The 22,898-nt window shown below is 35.1% G+C and carries 22 protein-coding genes; 2 read left to right on the top strand and 20 right to left on the bottom strand.

Going from position 1 to position 22,898, the window contains the following annotated elements; translation table 11 throughout:
• Window positions 1–26: 26 nt before the first annotated feature.
• The gene (gene rpsB, locus KJA15_00980) at window positions 27–755 is read right to left on the bottom strand and encodes a 30S ribosomal protein S2 (protein MBZ9571901.1); all 729 of its coding nucleotides are present in this window, start codon (window positions 753–755) and stop codon (window positions 27–29) included.
• Window positions 756–880: 125 nt separating this feature from the next.
• Here rpsB and rpmE point away from each other — a divergent pair, with 125 nt between their 5' ends.
• The gene (gene rpmE, locus KJA15_00975) at window positions 881–1,111 is read left to right on the top strand and encodes a 50S ribosomal protein L31 (GenBank protein MBZ9571900.1); all 231 of its coding nucleotides are present in this window, start codon (window positions 881–883) and stop codon (window positions 1,109–1,111) included.
• Between the two features lie 2 nt (window positions 1,112–1,113).
• On the top strand, window positions 1,114–2,151 hold the full coding sequence (gene prfA, locus KJA15_00970; GenBank protein MBZ9571899.1) for a peptide chain release factor 1: 1,038 nt from the start codon (window positions 1,114–1,116) through the stop codon (window positions 2,149–2,151).
• Window positions 2,152–2,155: 4 nt separating this feature from the next.
• Here prfA and KJA15_00965 read toward each other — a convergent pair whose 3' ends face one another.
• The 19 genes from KJA15_00965 to KJA15_00875 form a co-directional block, all read right to left on the bottom strand.
• On the bottom strand, window positions 2,156–3,574 hold the full coding sequence (locus tag KJA15_00965; protein MBZ9571898.1) for a lytic murein transglycosylase: 1,419 nt from the start codon (window positions 3,572–3,574) through the stop codon (window positions 2,156–2,158).
• 20 nt (window positions 3,575–3,594) lie between these two features.
• The gene (locus KJA15_00960) at window positions 3,595–4,254 is read right to left on the bottom strand and encodes a 50S ribosomal protein L25 (GenBank protein ID MBZ9571897.1); all 660 of its coding nucleotides are present in this window, start codon (window positions 4,252–4,254) and stop codon (window positions 3,595–3,597) included.
• A 130-nt stretch (window positions 4,255–4,384) separates the two neighbouring features.
• Complete coding sequence (locus KJA15_00955) at window positions 4,385–4,606, bottom strand: ferredoxin (protein ID MBZ9571896.1); 222 nt, start codon at window positions 4,604–4,606, stop codon at window positions 4,385–4,387.
• 218 nt (window positions 4,607–4,824) lie between these two features.
• A complete protein-coding gene (locus KJA15_00950; GenBank protein MBZ9571895.1) occupies window positions 4,825–5,262 on the bottom strand; it encodes a hypothetical protein in 438 nt (145 codons plus the stop codon).
• A gap of 6 nt (window positions 5,263–5,268) precedes the next feature.
• Complete coding sequence (locus KJA15_00945; protein MBZ9571894.1) at window positions 5,269–6,162, bottom strand: hypothetical protein; 894 nt, start codon at window positions 6,160–6,162, stop codon at window positions 5,269–5,271.
• A gap of 1 nt (window position 6,163) precedes the next feature.
• A complete protein-coding gene (locus tag KJA15_00940) occupies window positions 6,164–7,270 on the bottom strand; it encodes a fructose 1,6-bisphosphatase (GenBank protein MBZ9571893.1) in 1,107 nt (368 codons plus the stop codon).
• Between the two features lie 99 nt (window positions 7,271–7,369).
• Window positions 7,370–9,766, bottom strand: a complete 2,397-nt coding sequence (ppsA, locus tag KJA15_00935; GenBank protein ID MBZ9571892.1) for a phosphoenolpyruvate synthase — start codon at window positions 9,764–9,766, stop codon at window positions 7,370–7,372.
• 7 nt (window positions 9,767–9,773) lie between these two features.
• Window positions 9,774–11,822, bottom strand: coding sequence for an acetate--CoA ligase (acs, locus tag KJA15_00930; protein ID MBZ9571891.1), 2,049 nt, complete (start codon window positions 11,820–11,822; stop codon window positions 9,774–9,776).
• Window positions 11,823–12,227: 405 nt separating this feature from the next.
• On the bottom strand, window positions 12,228–13,250 hold the full coding sequence (gene gap, locus KJA15_00925) for a type I glyceraldehyde-3-phosphate dehydrogenase (GenBank protein MBZ9571890.1): 1,023 nt from the start codon (window positions 13,248–13,250) through the stop codon (window positions 12,228–12,230).
• A gap of 1 nt (window position 13,251) precedes the next feature.
• The gene (locus KJA15_00920; GenBank protein ID MBZ9571889.1) at window positions 13,252–13,485 is read right to left on the bottom strand and encodes a glutathione S-transferase N-terminal domain-containing protein; all 234 of its coding nucleotides are present in this window, start codon (window positions 13,483–13,485) and stop codon (window positions 13,252–13,254) included.
• 16 nt (window positions 13,486–13,501) lie between these two features.
• Window positions 13,502–14,482, bottom strand: coding sequence for a hypothetical protein (locus KJA15_00915; protein ID MBZ9571888.1), 981 nt, complete (start codon window positions 14,480–14,482; stop codon window positions 13,502–13,504).
• A 75-nt stretch (window positions 14,483–14,557) separates the two neighbouring features.
• Window positions 14,558–15,844: a 2,3-bisphosphoglycerate-independent phosphoglycerate mutase gene (gene apgM, locus KJA15_00910; protein ID MBZ9571887.1), complete on the bottom strand. Its 1,287-nt coding sequence runs from the start codon at window positions 15,842–15,844 to the stop codon at window positions 14,558–14,560.
• A 197-nt stretch (window positions 15,845–16,041) separates the two neighbouring features.
• The gene (gene eno, locus KJA15_00905) at window positions 16,042–17,289 is read right to left on the bottom strand and encodes a phosphopyruvate hydratase (protein MBZ9571886.1); all 1,248 of its coding nucleotides are present in this window, start codon (window positions 17,287–17,289) and stop codon (window positions 16,042–16,044) included.
• 81 nt (window positions 17,290–17,370) lie between these two features.
• Entirely contained in the window at window positions 17,371–18,300 is a 930-nt protein-coding gene (locus tag KJA15_00900; GenBank protein MBZ9571885.1) for an FAD-dependent oxidoreductase, read from the bottom strand.
• 102 nt (window positions 18,301–18,402) lie between these two features.
• On the bottom strand, window positions 18,403–19,164 hold the full coding sequence (locus KJA15_00895; GenBank protein MBZ9571884.1) for a 3-oxoacyl-ACP reductase FabG: 762 nt from the start codon (window positions 19,162–19,164) through the stop codon (window positions 18,403–18,405).
• A gap of 29 nt (window positions 19,165–19,193) precedes the next feature.
• The gene (locus KJA15_00890) at window positions 19,194–20,063 is read right to left on the bottom strand and encodes an NAD(P)H-hydrate dehydratase (GenBank protein ID MBZ9571883.1); all 870 of its coding nucleotides are present in this window, start codon (window positions 20,061–20,063) and stop codon (window positions 19,194–19,196) included.
• Between the two features lie 154 nt (window positions 20,064–20,217).
• A complete protein-coding gene (locus KJA15_00885) occupies window positions 20,218–21,153 on the bottom strand; it encodes a UTP--glucose-1-phosphate uridylyltransferase (protein MBZ9571882.1) in 936 nt (311 codons plus the stop codon).
• Between the two features lie 71 nt (window positions 21,154–21,224).
• Entirely contained in the window at window positions 21,225–22,559 is a 1,335-nt protein-coding gene (locus KJA15_00880; protein ID MBZ9571881.1) for a cell division FtsZ family protein, read from the bottom strand.
• A 125-nt stretch (window positions 22,560–22,684) separates the two neighbouring features.
• Window positions 22,685–22,898 (bottom strand): hypothetical protein (locus KJA15_00875; GenBank protein ID MBZ9571880.1); only part of this gene is annotated, 214 nt, incomplete at its 5' end.

The raw sequence follows: 22,898 nt of genomic DNA, 5'->3' as shown, positions 1-22,898 counted from the left end.
TAGAATGTTAAAATGAAAGAAACTTGTTATTTTTTTGCGCTTTGCGTTTTGAGTTTTGCACTTAGTATCGCTTCTCTTACTTTCTCTAAAATATACTTTACTGATGGAATCGCATCATCATTAGCTGGAATGGGATAATCAGCTAAATTTGGATCAATATTGGTATGGGCTATTCCAATGATTTTTACTCCTTTCTTTTTTGCCTCTTTAATAGCCAACTCATCTTTTTTCATATCTAAAACAAGAATGGCATCGGGGAGTTGAGTTAATTTTTTTATTCCTTCAAACTTTACTCTGAGATCTTGAAGTTCCTTATCAATTTTCAATTTTTCTTTTTTAGTGTATTTTTCTAATTCTCCTTCGGCTTTTTTTCTTTCTAAATCTTTGAAATACTCTATTCTTTTTAAAATAGTCTCGAAATTAGTAAAAGTCCCTCCCAACCACCTTTCTGAGACATAGGGTAGGCCGCACTCTTTAGCGATACTCTTTACTAAATCTCTAAATTGAATTTTTGTTCCAATTAAAAGTAAAATCTTCCCTTCTTTTTTAATCTCCTGAATAAATTTTAAGGCCTCTTTTAATTTTTCAGCCGTTTTTTCAAGGTCAATAATGTGGATATTATTCCTTACTCCCAAGAGATAAGGCTCAATCTTAGGATGAATCCGAAAGGTTCGGTGACCAAGATGAACTCCGGATTTGGCCATCTCTTCTAAATCGATATTAAATTCTTTCTTTTTTTCTTTAACTTTTGCCATGTTAAATCAATTTTAAATATACTATTATTTCGATATTTAATCAAGGAGTTTGATAAAGAGTTGATTTTAAAAAGAATTTCTGTTAGGATAAAATGTGTATTTATTTTGATACTTTATAGGAATTTATGAGAAAGAACATCCACCCAAAATATTATCCAAATGCCCAGGTTCGCTGCGCTTGCGGAAATACTTTTACTATTGGCTCAACTAAAGAATTTATTGAAATAGAGATTTGTTCAAAATGTCACCCTTTTTATACTGGAAAAGATAAAATTGTTGATACCATGGGGAGGGTAGAAAGATTTAGGAAGAGATTAGCCAAAAAAGCAAAAAAGGGAAAGAAGAAAAGAAAATAACTATGGCAGATATTAAAACAATTAAAAAGGAATACCAAGATTTATTACAAAAGATCAGCAACCCTGATCTTATTTCTAATTGGAAGAAATTCAAGGAATTTTCAGAAAGAAAAGATTTCCTTGAAAAAATCATTTCAAAAGAAAGAGAACTAAAAGAAATAAAAAATAGAATTGAGGAAAATAAATTAATAATTTCATCTAAAGAAGATCAAGAACTGGTGGTTTTAGCAGAAACAGAATTAATTCAACTTAAAGAAAAGGGGGGGAATTTGGAAAGAGAAATCAGAAATTTATTACAGGAGAAAGGGGCAAAAAGAAATCAGGCCGTAATTATTGAAATCCGGGCAGGAACTGGAGGTGAAGAAGCAGCTTTATTTGCTTCAGATATTTTTAGAATGTATTCAAAGTATGCCCAATTGCGGGGTTGGAAGCAAAGAATCTTAGACTCTCGACCAACAGAATTAGATGGCTATAAAGAAATAATTTTTGAGTTAAAAAATGGAAATGTTTTTTCCAAAATGAAATATGAAGGAGGGGTCCATCGAGTCCAAAGGGTACCTGTAACTGAGAAGGTAGGAAGGATTCATACTTCAACTGCCACCGTTGCCGTTTTACCAAAACCAAGGAAAGCGGAAATTAAAATTAGGCCCGAAGACCTGAGGCTTGACCTCTATCGGGCTTCTGGACCCGGTGGCCAATATGTTAATAGGAGAGAAACGGCGGTAAGAATCACTCACTTGCCCACCGGCCTTGTCGTCACTTCTCAAACTGAAAGGAGTCAATTACAAAACAAAGAAAATGCAATCAGTATATTGGAGGCAAGACTTTTGAAAAGGAAAGAAACGGTAGAAACAAAAAAGATTCGTGAAAAAAGAAAAACCCAGATTGGCTGGGCAAAAAGGGCAGAAAAAATTAGGACTTATAATTTCCCCCAGAACAGAATTACTGATCACCGGATTAAAAAAAGTTGGTATAATTTAGAAAAAATTTTAAATGGAGAATTAGATCCAATCATAGAAGCTTTAAGAAAAGCTATTTAAAAATTTAAAGTTTAGCCAGTCTTTCAATTTCTCTAATATCTTTTGCGTATTGACTGGCGATTTTCATCACTGAATCTCCATAAAATCTAAATTTTTTATTAGTTGAGCCAGAAAAATAAATCATAACTGCTTTCCATTCGGCATTGTAAGTCTGTTTAGTTGCTCCAAAATTAGCTAAATATAAAGCGGCGGCCACAAAAGAATCTTTGATATTCCAAGGATCAGCGCTACCAGTAATAGCTCTGACCTTTTCTTTGTATAATACCCAGGTAGAGGGAATGAATTGGGCTGGCCCCATTGCCCCTCCCCAACCATAAGACATTGGACAGGAAACGGGAGTATTATAGGGATCCCTTCCGAGCTCTTTACAGATATTTAAAAAAGGAGGAATGTCTCGACTAGGCTTCATAACCCTGGCCAATTTTTTTCCATTTCTAACATTAACACCTTCTCCAGTCTTAGGATTTTTTAAATAACATTGGCCAACATTTTTTCCAATATTTGATTCTTGAGTTAAAACAGCCAACAAAAGAGCCGGTCTTACTCCAGTAACTCCCTCGACGTATTTTGCTAACTCATAGGCCTCACCAAAAGTTGGAGCTTCGGGTATTCCAATTAATTCAAAAATTCTTGCCCTAATCTCTTGAGTCCTTTTTTCAGCCTCTTCTTTTTCTCTAAGATATTTTTGATATTCTGTTTCAGTTAATTTCAAAAAGTATTCTTGTTCTTTTTTGGTAGATTCACTTTCTTGTTTTTGAAGTTGTTGGATTTTTGCAAGTTTTTCTAAATCTCCTTTCTCTGTATCTAAAGATTCTTTTTGATTTTCGAGATAAGATTTTAGAGTTTTTATCTCTTTCAGTAGTTCTTGGTTTTTCAAAGATATCGCCTCTAAAGCCATCAAATTCTCAAAAAAATCGGAAAGTTTAGGCCCGGAAAGTAAAATTTCAATAATTGTCTTTTGATCTTCTTCATAAATTAGCCTCAAAATATTAGCTAGCTTTTCTTTAGAATCTTCAATTTTTAAAGAGGTCTTTTCTATTGAAATTTCGGTATCTTCAATCTGAAGCCCAAGGTCTTTGACCATTAAATTTGACTGATAAATTTGATAGTCTAAGTTTTTTATTTTATTTTTCAGAATATAAATTTGATTTTGAAGAGTTTTCTTTTCCTTTTCAGTCTTTTGAATATCTGTTTCAATTTGAGAACTTATTTCTTCATAATATTTCTGACATTTTTCTAACAATCTCCGATAATCTTCCTTAGAGAGAGTCTCTTCTTTTTGTTCGAGTCTTTCTAATTGACAAATCTCCTCAAGATCTTCTTCGGCTAGAATTTTAAAATTTAGCAAGACAAAAAGTAAAACTATTACAAGTAACAAACAATGGTTTAAAATAATTTTGAATTTTGATTTGTCATTTTGCATTTTGATTTTTGAATTTTGAATTATTTTTTCTCCTCTTCTCCTTCCCTTCTCTCCTCCGCTTTCTCCTCTACTTTCTCTATTTCTTCTACTTTCTCTTCAATTGGTTTTTCCAATTCCTCTTCGACTTTTTCTGGAGGAGAAACTAAGGCTACAATTTCTTCTAGACCCTTTAAAATCTTAACTTTCTCTGGTATTTTCAAATCTGATATCTTAATGTTGTCTTCAAAGGTTTTTAATTTCTCAATATTAACTATAATTTCTTTGGGAAGATTTTGGGGTAAGGCCTTAACTTCTACTTCTGAAATATTTTTTACTAAAGTTCCTCCTAAATCTTTTACAGCTTTTGACTCTCCTTCAAAAATTAAGGGAACTGTGACTTCAACTTCTTCTTTTAGTCTTGGTTGATAAAAATCAACATGGATTGGTTTCTCAGTTAAAGGATGTTTTTCCACCTCATAAATTAAAACCGGGGCCTTTTCTTTTTTGCCTTTAATCTCGAGAGAGATCAGAGAACTTTCTCCAGCCTCTTTATAGATTTTCTCAAACTCTTTTAAGTCAATTTCCAAAGATAGGGTTTTTGTTTCTGGCCCATAAAGGACTGCTGGCAAAATACCCTTTTTTCTTAGGCTTTTTACTTTTTTGCCAAGATCCTTGCGGATTTTTGCTGATAAAGTTAACATAACTTCTTTAAATCTCAAATTACAAATTCTAAATCACAAACAAATCCCAAATTATAAATTCTAAATTCCAAACGGTTTAGAGTTTTGGTCATTGGATATTATTTGCTATTTGGTGCTTGGAATTTAGTGCTTACTTAACGATATGGATAATTTGGACGGGGCAGACATCAACTGCTTCTTGAGCGCATTCAACTTTTTCTATTTCCAATTCATCATTTCCGTCTTTTGGATTTTGCTTTGAACCCAAAAGCTTAGTTTTTCCATCCTCAGCCATTTCAAAATATTTTGGGCACAAGGCCGCACAAGAACCACAGCCAATGCATTTTTCCCGCTCAAGGATAATTTTTGCCATTTTTGTCTTCTGAACGGAGTGAAGAGACAAAAAATGAGCACCCCGCTTCAATTTTGTCTCTGTTTAGAGCTTCGTTCTAAATCCTTAGTAAACCGTAAATTAAATTCTTGCGGCACTGTATCTAAATAGGACCTCCGAGATCAGCGAAGCTGACCAAGGAGTGTGCCGCTACCCACAACCCTTGCAAAATTGGGGTGGGGCAACTTCTTATTTAAAATTTATTTAATTATAAATTCGTTTGAATAAAACCTTTTACTTTCTTTAAAAGTATCTTCACCTTTACAACCTATACAAACAGGAATAGCTAATCTATGAAGACCGCCTGGAACTTGAGGTAAAGTTAATTCAAAGGCTTTAATCTGTCCCGGAGAGATACATTTTCCATTCGAATCAAGGTCATAACATTCAGCATATTTGTAGCTTTCCCATTTTTCATTTTTCCTTTCCAATAAATAAGGGTAACAAGAAGAAAAACAGACATTTTTTCTGAAATTGTTTTGGATTTTCACTTTCAAAACCTCGCCTTTTTCATATTCTGTTTTATCAGTAGTGACCAGAACATTCCCAGAAACTTGATAAGTCAACCAAATCAAAAAACCACTAATCGAAATCGCAATCACCAAAAGCCCGATTATGATTTTTGTTTCTGTTCTCATGTTTCTTTACTCTAAAAGCCTAAAAGTAGAAAGCATTTGATTGAAAATATTTAGACATTCTTGCTCTTTTTCTCTATTAATAGAACCATCCTCATTAAAATATTCACTCATATAATCAAGACCGTATATTTTCTTTTCGTTACCAAAGAATACCTCACCAGGGAAAATACCAGTTCTTTCTGTAATCTTTATTACCTCTAAGCCCCTCTCAGTAGATTTTTCATATCCTACTATATCTCTTTTCCTTAGCCATTCTTCCCAAGTAAAATCAGTTGGTTTCGAATAATAAATAATTGTAACTCCCATCCAATTACTTTTCTGAAAAACCATTTGTGGGAAAACCTTTTCCTCGGTGTCTACTATCCCAATATATCCGTCTTCTACCTCGTGTATATGCCAATCATCTGGATACTTTATCTCAAACCCATACTCCTCATTCCTATAAGTCTTCCAATTGGCGGTTTCGTCTTTCTCTTTAATCGTGAATTCATTGGAATAAAATTTTCTACTTTCTTTAAATTCTTCTCCAGTTTTGCAATCTGAGCAGATTGGTATAGCAATTCGGTGGAGACCCGCTTCCACTGGAGATAAAGTAATTTCAAATGCCTTAACTTCACCTGGGTTAACGCAGGTCTCGATCAAATCTTTTTTTTGGCAATCTCCATAAAGATAAGATTTCCATTCTTCAGTCTTTCTCTCTAAATAATAAGGGTAACAAGAGGAAAAACAGACATTTTTTCTGAAATTGTTTTTAATTTTCACTCTTAAAGTCTCTTTTTGTTCATATTCTGTTTTATCAGTAGTGATTAAAACATTCCCTGAGATTTGATACTTCCAGACTAACCAGCCAATAATCAAGACAATTAAGATAATTAAAACAACTAAAATTTTTTTATTCATATTATTTTTTTCGAATAACAAATCTTTTTTCTAATTTCTTTAAGGTTTCAACTATCCCTCCGTATTCCAATTCGGAATAGGGCAACATAGCTGCTCCATAAAATCCTTGCCTTCTAATTTCCTCAGCCTTTTTAGCAACCTTTTTTCTGACATAATCCCAGAAAGGTTGGTCGAAGGCATCAGCGGGTTCTGTTAATTTCCCATTTTTAACAGAAAAGGCTAAACAAGAAACTACTGGTGGGCCATCGAAAAAAGAAACTGGAGAATTTTTCTTTACCGGCATCAAAGGACCTACATGGCTTCCTCTCATGAAACCTGGAACATAAGGTGAAATAGCATAAGGGGAAAGGATTTCTCCGGTAGCTGGAAAATTTTTCTGGGCCCTAACTAACATTACCGGATCATCTTTTCCAACATATCTACCGGCAATATTCCTAAGTCTGGTAGTACTCACTGAAGCCACCTGCTCACCAGTAGCCCTTGAGAAAATGCTCTCTATTACAAATCTTTCAGGGTCCCTTAAAAGAACAGCAATATCATAAATTTCTTCGGGTGCATTTAATTCAATAATCTTATTAGCTTTTGTATAAGAAACATCCATAATCGTGAACCTAAACCCCTTTTTTATAACCCGAGAGAGCATAAAGCCAGGAGTATACATTGGATCAGCAAAAGTTAAATATAAAGGTAAACTAAATGCTCCGGCATTAGTTTTATCAGCGGCAAAGAAAAGAAAAGGCTCAGCCGGTCGCTCAGCAATTTCCAATTCAGCCACGGCTGGCCCCATTCCTTTAACATTTCCAGAAAAAGCTGTCTTTAATAAATCTTGACCTGCTCCATATAGACCCTGCTTTTTGGCAATTTTGGTACCAGCTACAAAAGCATCCCAGCAGAGTTTATGGATTTTCGGATTTAAAACTCCTTTTTTATGAGTTGATAAAATAGCAATATCATCTCCAGTATGACCGACATAATAATCGAGAATTTTGCCTTTGCCTTTTTCTTTAATAAAATTTTCAACTGTTTCCAAAAGTCTCTGACTGGGTTTTACGTGTCCGCCAATACTCCCAATATCAGCCTTTATTATACTTAGAGTAATTTTTGCCATAGATTTTTTAATTTATTAATTTTCTCGACCTTGAATTTTAAAAACCTTGTTCTACGATAATTATATTTTAAATTTAAAAGAGAGAAAAGCCCGCAACCTTTAGTTTTGTTTTATTTTCTTTTTTTTACTAAGTTTCAAAATTGTCTTAATTACCGTGTCTGGATTCAATGACATTGATTCAATTCTCTCTTTTAACAAGAATTCAGCAAATTCGGGAAAATCACTTGGTGCCTGACCACAGATTCCACAATATTTTTTCTTTAAATTACAAAGCCTGATAACCTTCCTTACCATTTTTTTAATTGTCAGATCTCTTTCATCAGAAATTTTAGCTATTTGAGCATTATCTCTGTCCATTCCCAAAGATAGCTGAGTCAAATCATTTGATCCGATTGACATCCCATCAAAGATTTCCAAAAATTTCTCAGCCAAAATAACATTTGAGGGGATTTCACACATAACAATAACTTTCAATCCATCCCTCCCTTTTTCTAATCCATTTTTTGCCATTAAATCTAAAACTTCTTTCCCTTCTTTGACTGTTCGGCAAAAAGGAACCATTGCCCAGATATTTTTTAAACCAAAAACTTCTCTTGCTCTTTTTAAAGCCTTGCATTCCATTTCAAAAGCGGGCTGAAAACTTTTATCAATATATCTACAGGCCCCCCTAAAACCTAACATTGGATTCGCCTCCTCTCTCTCAAAAATTTCTCCTCCAATTAAATTTTTATATTCGTTTGTTTTAAAATCAGAGAGCCTAACAATCACTGGCTTTGGATAAAAAGCTGAGGCAATTTGAGATATTCCTTCTGCCAATTTATTAATGAAATACTCTCTTTTATCTTTATATCCAGTAGTAATTTCCTCAATTTTCTTTTTTAGTTTTTTATTTTTTAATTTTCGGAAATGATACAAAGCCAGAGGATGGATTCTGATTTTTTCAGCTAAAATGAATTCGATTCTGGCTAGCCCTACCCCACTATTTGGCAAGAATGAGATTTTAAAGGCAATATCGGGAGCCCCAATATTAATCATAATTTTTGTCTTTAATCTAGGAATTTTCTTTAAATCATATCTTTTAATTTCAAAAGGGATTTTGCCCAAAAATATTCTTCCATTTAAGCCCTGAGTACAATCAACAGTTATAGCTTGATCGGTCTTTAAGACCTTAGTAGCAGTTTTTGCTCCAACAATACAAGGAATCCCTAACTCTCTACTTACAATGGCAGCATGAGCTGTTTTTCCACCTTCATTTGTTACAATAGCTGAGGCCAATCGCATAATAGGGACCCAATCAGGATCTGTCATCTTAGTTACTAAAACCTCCTCCTTTTTAAAAAGGTGAATTTTTGAAACATCAGGAATTACCTTTACTCTTCCCTGACCAATTTTATTTCCAATGGCAATTCCAGTTAGAATCGGTTTTTTCTTTGTTTTAATTTCATATTCCTCGTAAATTTTCCCAATCTTTGGAGCATGGACAGTCTCTGGTCTCGATTGAACAATAAATAATTGACCTAGCTTTCCATCTTTTGCCCATTCAATATCTTGGGGCATCCATTTTTTAGCCTTTTCTGAGTAATGGTCTTCAATTATTAAAGACCACTGGGCTAATTTAATTATTTCTTTATCAGTTAAAGAAAATTTTTGCTGGTCTTTTTGGGGAACATTTATTTCTTTTAGCCCCCCTTCTTTTCCATAAATATATTTTTTAGTTTTTCTTCCTAAATTTTTGACAATTATTGATTTAAAACCCCTCTTTAATGTTGGTTTGAAAACATAAAATTCATCAGGAGTAATCTTTCCTTTAACAATCATCTCTCCGGCTCCAAAAATTGAATTAATTAAAACAACGTTGGGAAAACCGGTTTCTGTATCTAAAGTAAATATTATTCCAGCAGAGGCCAAATCAGACCTAACCATCTTTTGTACTCCAACGGATAAAGCAATTTTCAAATGAGAAAATCCTTTTTCTTCTTTATAAGCAATAGCCCTATCATTAAACAAAGAGGCTAAACATTTTTTAATGGCTTTTAATAAATTCTCTGGACCTGCAACATTCAAAAATGTTTCAAATTGACCGGCGAAAGAAGCCTCGGGAATATCTTCACAGGTCCCCGAAGAACGAACAGCAACATCTACATTCTTCTCATTATATCTTTTAGAAAGCTCTTTATAAGCCTTTAAAATCTCTTTTTTAAAATCTTCTGGAAACTTTGCCTTTAAAATTAAATTTCTGGCAGTTCTGCCAGTTTTCTGAAGGCTTTTTATACTCTTTGGATTAAATTTAGCAAAAATTTCCTTTAATTTTTTATCAATCTTATTTTCTTTCAAAAAGTGCCAAAAAGCCACAGATGTTAAAGCAAAACCATCGGGAACTTGGACTCCTTTTTTAGAAAGTTCAGAAAACATCTCCCCCAATGAGGCATTCTTTCCTCCAACTAAGAGAAGATCTCTTGAAGAAATTTCCTTAAACCACAAAATGAATTTTTTCATCCTTTTGTTATTTTGTTCCTTTAATTATCTTTTTAACTTCCTCAACGCTCCCGGGATTAGCTAAGGTCGATAAATCTCCTAATCTCCCACCAGTAAACAATCTCTTTAAAATCCGTCTCATTATTTTACCCGATCTTGTCTTTGGTAAATCTTTAACTAAATAAACTTCTTTTGGTAAAGCAATTGGCCCAATTTCTTTTCTAATCTGATTTACTACTTCTTTTCTTATTTTTAAAATCGACTTTGCTACTTTAGAAATCACAAAAACTGCTGGCACTTCTCCTTTTATTTCATCTGGAATTCCGACAACCGCACATTCTGTTATATCGGGATGTAAATTAATAGCTGCTTCTATTTCTCCGGTAGTTAATCTATGGCCGGCCACTTTTATTACATCATCTACTCGGCCAACAATTCTGATTAAACCATTTTTATCTTTATAGGCGGCATCAGAAGTGAAGTAGATTTTCTTTCCATATTGACTCCAATAAGTTTTTAAATATTTTTTTGGATTTTTATAGACTCCCCTTAATAAACCAGGGGCAAAAGGAGGTAAAATGACCAGGTCTCCTTCTTCACCGGGTGGACAGGACTTCCCTTTGCCCCGTAGTGAGCTTGCTCTACTGCGGGGTTTTTCATCTAACTCCGAATCAGAGCCTTCGGCTCGGTACGGGGCAAGAATATCAACCGTTATTCCAGGGAAAGGTAAGCCGGTAAAGGCTGGTTTGAAAGGGCCTATTCCTGGCAAAGAAGTTATCAGAACTCCACCGGTTTCTGTCTGCCACCAGGTATCAACAATTGGGCAACGTTTTTTACCGACTTCTCTAAAATACCAATTCCAGGCCGCCTCATCGATCGGTTCACCAACTGAACCCAAAACTTGAAGGGTACTGAACTTATATTTTTTGAGAAGTTCTCTCCCGTACTTTTCAAACATTCTAATGGCAGTAGGAGCAGTATAAAATGTTGTTACTCCATATTTTTCAATAATTTTTGCCCACCTGTCAGGGGTTGGCCAGTTAGGCGCTCCTTCAAAAATCAAAAAGGTTATTCCATTAATTAGAGGAGAATAACAAGAATAGGTATGGCCGGTTATCCAACCAATGTCAGCCATTGACCAAAAAATGTCATCTTCTTTGAAGTCAAATATCCATTTTCCAGTAAATTTTGTCTGAACTGTATAACCTCCGCAAGTGTGAATGCAACCTTTTGGGACGCCAGTAGTCCCAGAAGTGAATAAAATAAATAATAAATCTTCACTATCCATTATCCTTGGCTGGCAAAAATCATTCTCGTTTTCTATTAAATCATCCCACCAAAAATCCCTTCCCCCTTTCCAGCTTATTTTATTTTTTGCTCGCCTTACTACAATAACTTTTTTAACTTTTGTTTCTTTAATTCCTAAATCAGCGTTTCCTTTTAGATTAATAATTTTACCTCTTCGATAATAACCATCAGCAGTAATTAAAATTTTGGCCTCAGTGATTTTCAATCTTATATTTAAGGCAGCACTTGAAAATGCTGAAAAGACAACTGTATGAACTGCCCCAATCCTGGCACAAGCCAACATTGAAATTACAACCTCAGGAATCATTGGCAAATAAATTCCCACTCTATCTCCCTTTTTAACCCCTAATTTTTTTAAAGCATTAGCAAATTTGTTTACCTGTCTGTAAAGTTCATAATAAGTTAAAATTCGAGGTCGCTCTTCAATTGGTTCTGGTTCCCAAATTAAAGCAACTTTGTTTTTTTTCTTTTCCAGATTTCTATCCAAACAGTTCTCAGTAATATTTAATTTTCCCCCTACAAACCACTTGAAATAAGGTGGTTGATGAGAAAATGTTTTTTTCCATTTTTTCCGCCAGAAAATTTCTTTGGCTAATTTCCCCCAAAATCTGACTGGATTTTTTTTGGCCTCCTTATAAATTGAACTTTTATTTAGACAGGCCTTTTTTTTGAATTCCTTGGTTGGGAAATATAAGAACCCTGCCTTCGGCAAGAACCTTGATTTCTCCGAAATCAAGAACCCGCCTTCGGCAGAACCTTGTTTTCTCATTTTATTCGAAAATAGATTTCTTTTTTTAATCATGTTTTAAAATGTAATTAAAAAATCAGTTCAATTTATTATACCAACTTTATTAAAATTAAAAAAGATACCAAAGATGCAAAATGGGCGGGGTGAAGCCCCGCCCATTTGGACTGATTTCAAATTACAATTTCTTTCCAATGAATTCGGCGAACTCAGCTAATCTACAAGCATAAGCCCATTCGTCGATCCGCTCCCTCTCGCTTCGCTCGAGCGCTCACTTCGTTCACTTCGCTCCGCTCCCCAGACACCTCTCGGTTTCTGGCGGTCGGCCTTTCGGCCTCCCTGTTTTCCTACACGGGAAAACACTCAGTTTTCCCGACCCCTTTCTCCGAATGGTCCTACGCTACCCTTATCTATTGTGCTAATTAAATATTAAAGCTTCTTTCCAATATATTCGGCGAATTCCGCGAGTCTACATGCGTAAGCCCATTCGTTATCATACCAGGCAACGACTTTAACTAAATTATCTTTAGCCAAAGTTAAGGGAGCATCTAAAATTGCTGAAAAAGAATTTCCAATATAATCTGAAGAAACTAAAGGAGTATCTTCCACTCCCAAAATCCCCTCAAATCTTTTTTCCTGTGAGGCCTTTTTAAAGGTATAATTTATTTCCTCAGCCGTCACTTTTTTCTCCAAGATACAAATTAAGTCTAAAACTGAAACAGTAGGAGTAGGAACCCGCATGGCAATACCATTCAGTTTTCCTTCCAATTTCGGGATTACTTTTCCAATGGCCCTGGCTGCTCCGGTAGTTGTAGGAATAATATTTAAAGCAGCTGCCCTAGTCCGGCGTAAATCTTTATGAGGTAAATCTAAGATTCTTTGGTTAGTGGTATAAGAATGAATAGTTGTCATAAAACCAGAAACTATTCCAAAATTATCATCTAAAACCTTAATTATTGGAGCTAAACAATTTGTTGTACAAGAGCCCATAGAAATTACATTATCTTTTTTGGAATCATATTCTTCTTCATTTACTCCCAGGACAAAAGTTTTAACTTCTGAGCTTTTTGAAGGAGCAGAGATTATTACTTTTTTTGCCCCAGCTAAAATATGCTTTTTAGCATCCGGAAAATCAGTGAACCTACCAGTGCATTCTAAAACAATATCTATTCCCAATTCTTTCCAGGGTAATTTTCCTGGGTCTGGCTCAGCCAAGGCTTTTACTTTTTTCCCATTATAGGTTCCCTCAATTAAAAGACTATCTTTGGTAGATTTAATCGGCCTTTCATAAATTCCGTATACAGAATCGTATTTTAACAAATGGGTTAAGGTTCCGGTATCAGTTAAATCATTGATTGCCACTAAATCCAAATCAGGATGATTTTTTAAAATTCTTTTAAATGTTGGCCGACCGATACGACCAAAACCATTAATAACAATTTTTGGCATAATTTCACTCTTTAATATTTAAAAGTTGCACGATTTTCTCCTTATCAAAACCAACAATAATTTCCTCATCAATTTCAATAACTGGCACTCCCATTTGTCCTGATTTTTTAATCATTTCTCCAAGGGCTTTCTTATCTTTTGAAACATCAATATCCTCAAACTCAATATTATGTTTTTTTAAGAATTCTTTAAGAGTAAAGCAATAAGGACAAGTTGAAGTCGAATAAACTTTTACCATAAATCACAATTATTTTTTATTGACAACTTCCACCACTAGAAGAACCTGTTCCCCCACCAAGGCCGGGAGAAGGAACGTCATCAGAAAGAGTCTGAGAACACTCTTGAGGCTCTGAAGTAAAGGCCTGGCAAATAGTACTTTTGAATTTCTCTGGTGATCTTGGGTTTATATTTACCACTGTATCATTTATAACTACGGTCGGAGAACCCCTTACCCCATATTTTTCATTAAGATCCGAGTGGACGTCAAACTTGGGAAAACTTTCATTGAGCCAGGTACTCTTATCATTATACTGGAAAGTTATATTATATTTTGTGTCGGTTTCTGATATACAGGCAGTGAGTTTCGTTTCATTTATATTGGTTTCAGAGATACATTTTTCAAAATCACCATCTTTTACAAAACAACTAAGATAAGCACCAAATTTTTCTTTTTCCTCTTTCTGAATACAATATTGCCTTAAATTCTCATCGATTTCTTCTTTCTCGTGCATTATATAGTCAACAAAATATACTTCCATTTTTGCTTTATCTTTTAGTAAATCATATACCGGCAGGAAAGCTTTTTGCATCTGCAAACCATAGGGGCAGTAGCTCATCACAAAAAGTTTAACATCAGGAGTATCTCTTTTTGGAATTTCTTGAGGTGTTTCCTCCCCTTCTCCTGAAACAACAGGGGCAGATTCCAAATCGATGCCTTCGAGAAATAAAAGTTTACCATCTTGGGTTACATAGGAATCAAATTCTTGTTCCGCTACTTTAAGATGAAACTTATACAACCCATTTTCCTCTACTACATTTATTAAAGAAGCTGTCATGCCTTCTTGTAACAAATTCTGGTTTATAAAGGTTATTGCCTTTTCTGCTGCCTCCTGGGGAGATAATAAATTCCCCGAAATGCCCTTTCCTTGATCTATGTAAATTATCGCTCCGGCAATACAAAGCCCGGCAATAATAATGGCTACGGGTATTAAATTTTTAGTTAGTTTTTCGACCATAATTTTGAACGAAGCGAGAAATCAAGGTTCTTTCGTTTCGCGAAAGGTTCTTATACTTAAAATATAGTATAAATCTTATTTTCTGTAAAGTAAAATCTTTGACATTAAATTAATTTGTTTTATTTTCCCTAATTTTCCTTTTTGACAGGCTCTTTCTGAAAATTTTTCTACTTTTTTAGGGTGAGTGGGTTTGGGTTGAAGGGTGATAAGTGGGTAGTAGTCTACCTCTATTCCCTTTTTGTAGATCAAAATTGGGACGGGTTTTTTGCAATGTCTTTTTAAAAGCGAACAGGTTGAATGGTCGGCAGTGACGACGATCAAAGTATTTTTTAAATTCAAAATTGGTTTTAAATTTTTATCAATTTTTTCAATAAATTTCTTTTTATCTAAAAAGTTTCCGTCTTCAGCTAAGGAGTCAGTAGCTTTAATATGTAAAAAAACAAAATCATATTTTTTCAAAGCCCTTTTTGTAGCTCGAATTTTTCCTCTTAAATTTGTATTTGGCTTCCCATTTGCTCCTTTAACTAAAATTAAATCCATTCCTAAAATCTTTCCAATTTGTTGATAAAGAAACTTTCCGGCAATACAACAAGCCCTCAAGCCATATTTTTCTTTAAAAGAAGGCAATTTTTTAACAGTAGAGGCTCCTCTCACCAAAAGATAATTGGCTGGGGGTAATCCTAACTTCTCTCTTTTTTTATTTTGAGGATGAGTTTTTAAAATCTCATGAGTTTTTCTTAAAAACTCATTTAAAATTTTTGCTGTAAAAGCTGCCTCCAAAGTCTTATCAAGTGGTCTAATTTTTCTTGCTCTTTTCCCTAACTTTCCATAAAATGGATCTCCGTCTGAGATATTAGGGCTTAAATTTAGGGGCCCGCCTTTGGCGGAAGGGTGGCGGGCGGGTTGGAGTCTCCTCATAATAATTCCTAATCTATGTTCGGTGGCGCTTCTTAACAAGAACTTCACATCGTCAATTTTTATTCTTTCTAAGATTTTAATTAAGGCTGTTGTATTTTTAATTCTTCCAGCCCTCCTGTCAATCATATTTAATTTCTCATCAACAGTAGCGAAATTTCCCCTCAGGGCAACATCACCTTCTTTTACCTTCATACCGGTACCGGTTGCTGTAATAATTCCCCTTCTTATTTTATAAAACGCAGGATCATAACCAAATAAAGAAAAATGGGCCCCTTCAGAAGTGGGAGTGGCCCCACGGAATTTAACTTTAACCAATCCACAAATTCCATTTTTAGCTAAAAAATCTAAATTGGGGGTCTTGGCTACTTCCAATGGAGTTCTATTTCCTAATTGAGGTATTGATTCATCTCCAAGACCATCAATAATTATTAAAAGAATTTTCATAACCCTACGAATTACGAATTTCTACGAATATACGAATAAGACATCGAGGGAGGGTGTTTCCCGAAAAGAGCACTTCGGAGACGGTTGAGCACGGTCTCGCCGAAGGCGAGTCAGCCGTCAAGAAATGAACAAAATTTTCTCGCTGGGAAAATTATTGTGTCTCTTCGAGTGGAAACACCCGAGCATTGGCCCTAGAATCAGCTTTCCGAGAGGAGCTCTTCTTCGATTTTCAATAATCTATTATACTTTGCCAATCTTTCTCCCCGAGCTGGAGCGCCAGCTTTTATCCAGCCACAACCTAATCCCACGGCTAGATCGGCAAAAAAGCTATCGCAAGTCTCCCCTCCTCTTTGGGAAACCATTACCCGCCAGCCGTTTTTCATTGCATATTTAGCAGCCTCAATCGCTTCGGTTACTGTCCCAATTTGATTAAGTTTTAATAAAAAACCACTACAAGAATTTTCTTTTACTGCTTTTTTAATCCGCTCCAGATTAGTTACCAAAAGATCATCGCCAATAATGACCACTTTTTTACCAAATCGTTCGGTTATTGCTTTAAAGCCCTCCCAATCTTCTTCGGCAAAGGGATCTTCAATAGATTCCAAAGGATATTTTTCTATAATCTTTGAATAAAACTCGAGAAGTTGCTTTCGATTTAAGGTAGTTCCTTCAAATTGATAAATTCCTTCTTTGAAAAAAGAAGAAGCGGCTACATCCAACACTATTTTGATTCTATTATCATAACCAGCCTGGTGAATTGCTTCCATAATTAAATCGAGGGCTTGCTCAGTTTTCTCTAAAGGAGCGGCAAATCCTCCTTCATCGCCTATATTAGTGGCGCTTTCGCCATATTTTTGTTTTAAGATTGAGCCTAAAGTATGATAAGTCTCTGCCCCTATCCTTAATCTTTCTTTATAAGATTCGGCTTCAGGAGCAATCATAAATTCCTGAATATCTAAATTATTACCAGCGTGGAGACCTCCTTCAATACAAAGGAGACAAGGGATAGGTAAAATTGGTTTCTTGGTGCCAGAGATTTCGGCGATATGTTGCCAAAGAGAAAGATTTTTGGCTTTAGCTCCAGCCCGACAAACAGCCATAGAGACTGCCAAAATAGCATTGGCCCCCAATTTGGATTTATTTTTGGTACCGTCAAGATCAATCAAGATTTTATCTATTTTTTTTTGATCTTTAACATCTGTTCCTTCCAATTCGGGAGCGATAATTTCTTTTATATTTCGTATCGCCTTTAATACTCCCCTGCCAAGATATCTCTCGCCACCATCTCTTAACTCCACGGCCTCGTATTTCCCTTTGGAGACTCCGGCTGGGACCGAGTCTAAAAAAACGCCACCATCGGTGGCTAGCTCAACTTCAACAGTAGGGTTTCCTCTTGAATCCAAAATTTCTCTGGCTTTTATTGATTTAATTTTAGAAATTGGCATGATTTTTAAAATTTACGAACAAATTTCTTCATGGTGACAGTCACCTTTTTGTCACCTTTCTATCTTGTAACTCCGCGGAAATTATAACTTTTGTAAGTATTCATAGGCTGAAAGGGCAGCCTTGGCTCCTTCTCCAGCAGCAATTACCACCTGTTTGTATTTCACATCGCTAACATCACCAGCAGCAAAAAGACCAGGGGTATTTGTCTCACAAGTTCTTGGATTAATTTCAATTTCATCTAATTGATTAATAAAGTGGTTAAACTCCACTAAATCCTTGACAAAAAAAGTAGCTGGGCGAGAACCGATCGCCACAAAGACCCCTTGAACTTCAAGAGTTTTATTTTCCTTGGAATTTAAGTCTTGATAAACTATTGAATTGACAAATTTATTTCCTTTGATTTCTTTTAAAGCGGCACTATTTATCACTTCTATTTTCCCTGTTTTCTTCGCCTTTTCTTGATTAGTTTCATTTGCTTTAACTGTTGCTCCATATTCTAAAATATAAATTTTCTTAGCGAAGTTACTTAAAAATAAAGCCTCCTCAAAACCAGCATTCCCTCCTCCAATTACTGCTACTGTTTTATCTTTAAATAATGGTCCATCACAAACCGCACAATAACTTACACCTCGTCCAATAAATTCTTTTTCTCCCGGTACCTCAAGGGGTCTAGGGTCAGCTCCAGAAGCGATAATCACTACCCTGGCTTTAAATTGCTTTTTATCCTCAGTTGAAACTATAAAATTTTTATTAATTTTTTCAATTTTCGTTACCGAATCTTTCTCAATCTCAATTTCAAATTTTTTGAGATGTTCTTTAAATTTCTGAATAAGTTCTATTCCTGAAATTTCTTTATATCCAGGATAGTTTTCAATGGCCACTGCCTTCCTTGCAATCTGACCCCCAAAATCCTTTGTGATTAATAATGTCTTTAGTTTTTGTCTAGCGGCGTAAATTCCAGCAGTTATTCCTGCTGGACCTCCACCAATAACAATTAAATCATAAAGCATATTTTCAAAATTAAATTTTCTTATTTTATTGTATAAAAATTTGAGAAAATAAAAAAGGGGAAAACTATCCCCTAAAAAATTTTAATTTTTGGAGACTAGCTGTTACCCTGCTAGCCATCCTCCGTCAACTATCACATCGGTTCCGGTCATATAAGAGGAAGCGTCAGAAGCCAAAAACAAAACCATATTAGAAACCTCTTCTGGTTTACCTATTCTGTGCATTGGGACTCGAGCTAAGGAGGCTTCCATCATTTTTGGGTCTTGCTTAGCTGACTCTATCATTGGCGTATCAATCATCCCTGGCGAAATAGCATTAACTCGAATATTATAGAGGGCTAACTCCAAAGCCATGGCCTCAGTCATCCCCACGATTCCTCCTTTGGAAGCACAATAATGAACGAGGTTAGGAAAGCCAACGCCTGTCTGACCCATAGCCACAGAAGCAATATTGATAATTGATCCTGATTTTTGCTTTACCATTTCTTTTGCACAAGCCTGGGCACATAAAAAATATCCTTTAAGATTAATGTTTAAAGTTCTATCCCAATCTTCCCCAGTCATCTCTAAAAAGGGTTTAAAATCACAAATACCAGCATTGTTAACCAAAATATCGATTTTCCCCCACTTCTCAATAGTTTTTTTAACCATCGCATCAATCTCGTCCTTTTTAGTAACGTTGCACTTTATAGCTATTGCCTCTCCCTTTTCTTTTTTAATTTCTTTAACTACCTTCTCACAATCTTCTTGACTGACATCAGAAACTACTACTTTAGCTCCAGCCTTAGCTAGTACTAAGGCATGAGATCGACCCATGCCCCGACGAGCTCCAGTAATAATGGCTACTTTATCTTTTAAAGGAAACATATTTTTAGTAATTAGTCATTTTTTGACCTTTAATGTAGGGCTTCAGGAATGGCTTTAATTAATTCGGTAGCCAAAAGGCCTTCTTTCATTCGTTTTGCCACTAATTCCCCTGCCTTACCATTGATATAAGCTGCGGCCTGAGCAGCTAAAAAAGGATCGACTCCCCTAGCAAGTAAAGCTCCACATATTCCAGCTAGAGTATCTCCTGTTCCCCCTTTTGACATGTAAGGACTTCCCGTTTTGTTTAGGGCCACTTCTATTCCGTTAGCAATTATATCTGGTTTTTCCTTGAGTAAGATTGTTGTTTTAAGTCTTTGGGCCTGTTCTTTAACTATTTTAATTTTTTCTTCATAAGGAAGCTGATAAATTTCTGTTTTGGTCAAAACAAAAAATTCATAAGTATGGGGGGTAATTAAAAAGGGCTTGCCAGAAATTATCTCTGGATTTTTTCCCAGAGCATGAATAGCATCAGCATCAATAACTGTTGGAGTAGAGATTTGAGATAAATATTCCAAGATTGCCTCTTGAGTTTCCTCTGATCTTCCCATTCCACCGCCAATGACTATGGCTACATTTCCTCGAGAAACTATCTTGGCTGATTCTGTTAAGGTAAGCAAAGTTGAGAGATGCCTTTTTTCTAACCACTTTCCCTCTAATGGATAGGCAGCTAAATCAGGCGAGAAAGAGGCAATAATATCAGCTGCTCTTTTTGGAGCAATAATTCTTACCATATCAACTCCTGCTTTAAATGCGGCCATTGAGGCCAAAGCCGGAGAGCCCGAATAAAACTCACCCCCACCAATAACCATTAATAACCCGAAACTATATTTTCTAAAATATTTTCCTTTGGGCCTCTTTTTATAAATTTCTTTTAAAATGTTTTTGGTTACCTTAATCATAATTTTCCATTGGACCCCTTTCTTTAGAAGACTACAACCCGCCCACCCATCCTCTCAAGCTTCGCTTGGGCCCCTAGGTGTCCAACCGCCAAAGAAATATAAGGTGTCGTTCGCCCGGGACCTTAGAAACCGGTGGCTCACGACAGGATTTTATTTATTCTAATTCTTTTAAAAAATTTTTAAGTCTTGGACCAAATTCTGGATGTTTAAAGGATAAATAAAGATGAGATTTAAGCCAATTGAGTTTATTCCCACATTCCAGCCATCTTCCTTTAAATTCATAGCCATAAATTATTTTACCATCTTTTATCATCTTATCCAAAACTTCAGCTAAAATTATTTCGCCTGATTTGGAAGGTCTGGCTTTTTCAAGATAATCGAAAACTTCGGGAGTTAGGATATACTTCCCAACAATAGCTAAATCAGAAGGGGCAGACTCTAACGAGGGTTTTTCCACTATTTTTTTAATTTTATAAAGACGGTTAGCGATTTTTTCAGTTTTAACGATTCCATAAGATGGAATTCTTTCTTTGGCTACTCGGTGTAGAGAAATTACAGGTTTTTGGCAGGTTTTGAAAACTTTGACTATTTGTAAAAGACAAGGAATTTTAGAATCAACAACATCATCTCCCCATAAAACAGCAAAAGGTTCGTCCATTACTAATTTTTTTGTTAGTAAAACAGCATGACCATCGCCTAAAGGTTTTCTTTGATAAAGATAAGAACAGGAAATGCCTTGGTAAAGTTCTTCCAATTTCTTTAATTCTTGTAGGAAAGAAGTTTTATTTTTTCCTTTTAAATTTTTTTCTAATTTTGGTGATTTTCTAAAATAGTATTTTTTAAAATAATCGTGGACAACCTTTTTTTCAGGTGAAATTACAAAAATCATCTCGGAAATTCCCGAGGCCTTTGCTTCTTCAACAATATATTGAATGACTGGTTTATCAACTATGGGCCAGAGTTCTTTTGGCAAAACCTTAGAAAGGGGCAAAAATCTTGTCCCTAAACCAGCAATGGGGATAACGGCTTTTTTGATGCTTCGACTTCGCTCAGCGCCAACCCTGAGCTTCATCGAAGGGTTGATTTCCATATTTTTTTATATTTTGAGCGTTAATAAAAAAGGCTTAGAGGCGATTATTTATTTTTTCTTTTTTTCTTATTTTATTTGGAGCCGGGGATGGTTTTTCTTCGCAAAAAGGCCGGAGTTTCCCATGTTTTTTCTTTTTCCAATATTTCTTTCTCAGCCTCTTTGATAGTCTTTTTTACTTGGAGAGCATTTTTTCTAACTTTTACTTTCACTTTCTTCTCTTTAGCGACTGGTGTCTTTACTTCAGGTTTTGGTTGCTTAGTCTCTGGTTTTTTAGCCAAAGTCTGCTTTTTCTTTTTTTTCTGTAATTTTTTCTTAATAACAACTTCTTTTAATCGTGGCTTTTTTTTGGGAAAAATCTTGGTTTTGCATCCAGTGGCAAGTAGAGTTATTTTAATTTTATCTTTGTATCTTTTTCCTTGCGAGACTCCAAAAATAATTTTAGCCTCTCCTTTAGCTAACTGGTAAATACTCTTTGATATTTGGGATACTGTTTCAAGAGAAAGGTTCTTCTCTCCACAAATATTAAATAAAATTCTCTTTGCTCCCCGAATAGTATAAGGATACAAAGGACTAAAAAGTAATTTTTTTATTGTCCGATCGCCCTGATCAGTCTTCTCAATCTCTATTGAATTTAAATAAGCCAGTCTTCCTTTCCCCCTCAAGATTGTCTTGAAATCAGCAAAATCAATATTTATTAAACCTGGTAAATAGATTATCTCAAGTAGGCCTTTTAAACCTTCAATCAGATTTTTATTTATACCAGATAAGGCTTCCCTTAAGGGAGCTTCTTTATCAATAATCTGAAAAATTCTTTCATTTGGGATAATTAAAAAGGCATTTAAATTTGGCTTTAATTTTTCCAAAGATTCTTTAGCGATTTCCATTTTCTTTTCCCCTTCAAATTTAAAAGGTAGGGTAAAAATTCCAAAATTGATATTACCCAAACGGCGAGAGATTTCAGCAAAAATGGGTGAAGCCCCAGAACTAGTACCTCCTCCGAGACAAGCTACTAAGATACAAAGATCTTGACTTTCAAAAATCTTTTTTATTTTTTCCTTTTCCCTTTGAGCAGCTTCCCTGCCCAGCTCTACATTCATTCCTGTTCCCAAGCCCCGAGTTAAGTCTTGACCAAATTGAAAGCGGTTTGCTTCTTTTGCTAACCTTCTCAAAGCCTGCAAATCAGTATTAGCCACAACAAAACTAATTTTCTTTTTTGAAAACCTGATTATCTTTGAGGCGATTTCTGAAACAATTGAACTTCCTCCCCCACCAACCCCAACTATCCTTATTTTAATCCTTTTAATCTTATTTGTTTCAGCTTTTGACAAACCTTGCACAGATCTCTTCGGGATCTTGCGGGCTGAAGATTTTTTGATAGTTCTTTTGAATCTTTTCTTTTTAATCATTATTCAAGTTTACCCCGTTAGAAATTTAACGTCAATAACGATCTTTCATATCTCAGAAATTACCTTTTTTCTAACGGGGTGTAGAATTTTAAATTTTTCTTGTCAATAAAGGTTTTTAAAGAGAGTTATTTTAATTCTTTTTCAACATCTTTAATTTTTTTCCTTACAGATTCTTCGGCAGTTTTTAGAGCTTCTTTCAAGTCATTACATGCCTTCTTTTCTCTTTCACTTAAGCCGGGTTTACCATCCATTTTTGCCACCTGTTCTTTTACTTCTTTTCTTAAATCTTTAAAAGCCTGGTATAAAGCTTTCTCAGCCTCTGTCGTTTCTCTCTCCAAT

Source organism: Patescibacteria group bacterium (assembly GCA_020148145.1).
Lineage (GTDB): Bacteria > Patescibacteriota > Minisyncoccia > Minisyncoccales > JAHCRE01 > JAHCRE01.
The sequence above is the reverse complement of the archived record's forward strand: the minus strand, read 5'-3'. Positions and strand labels throughout refer to the sequence as shown.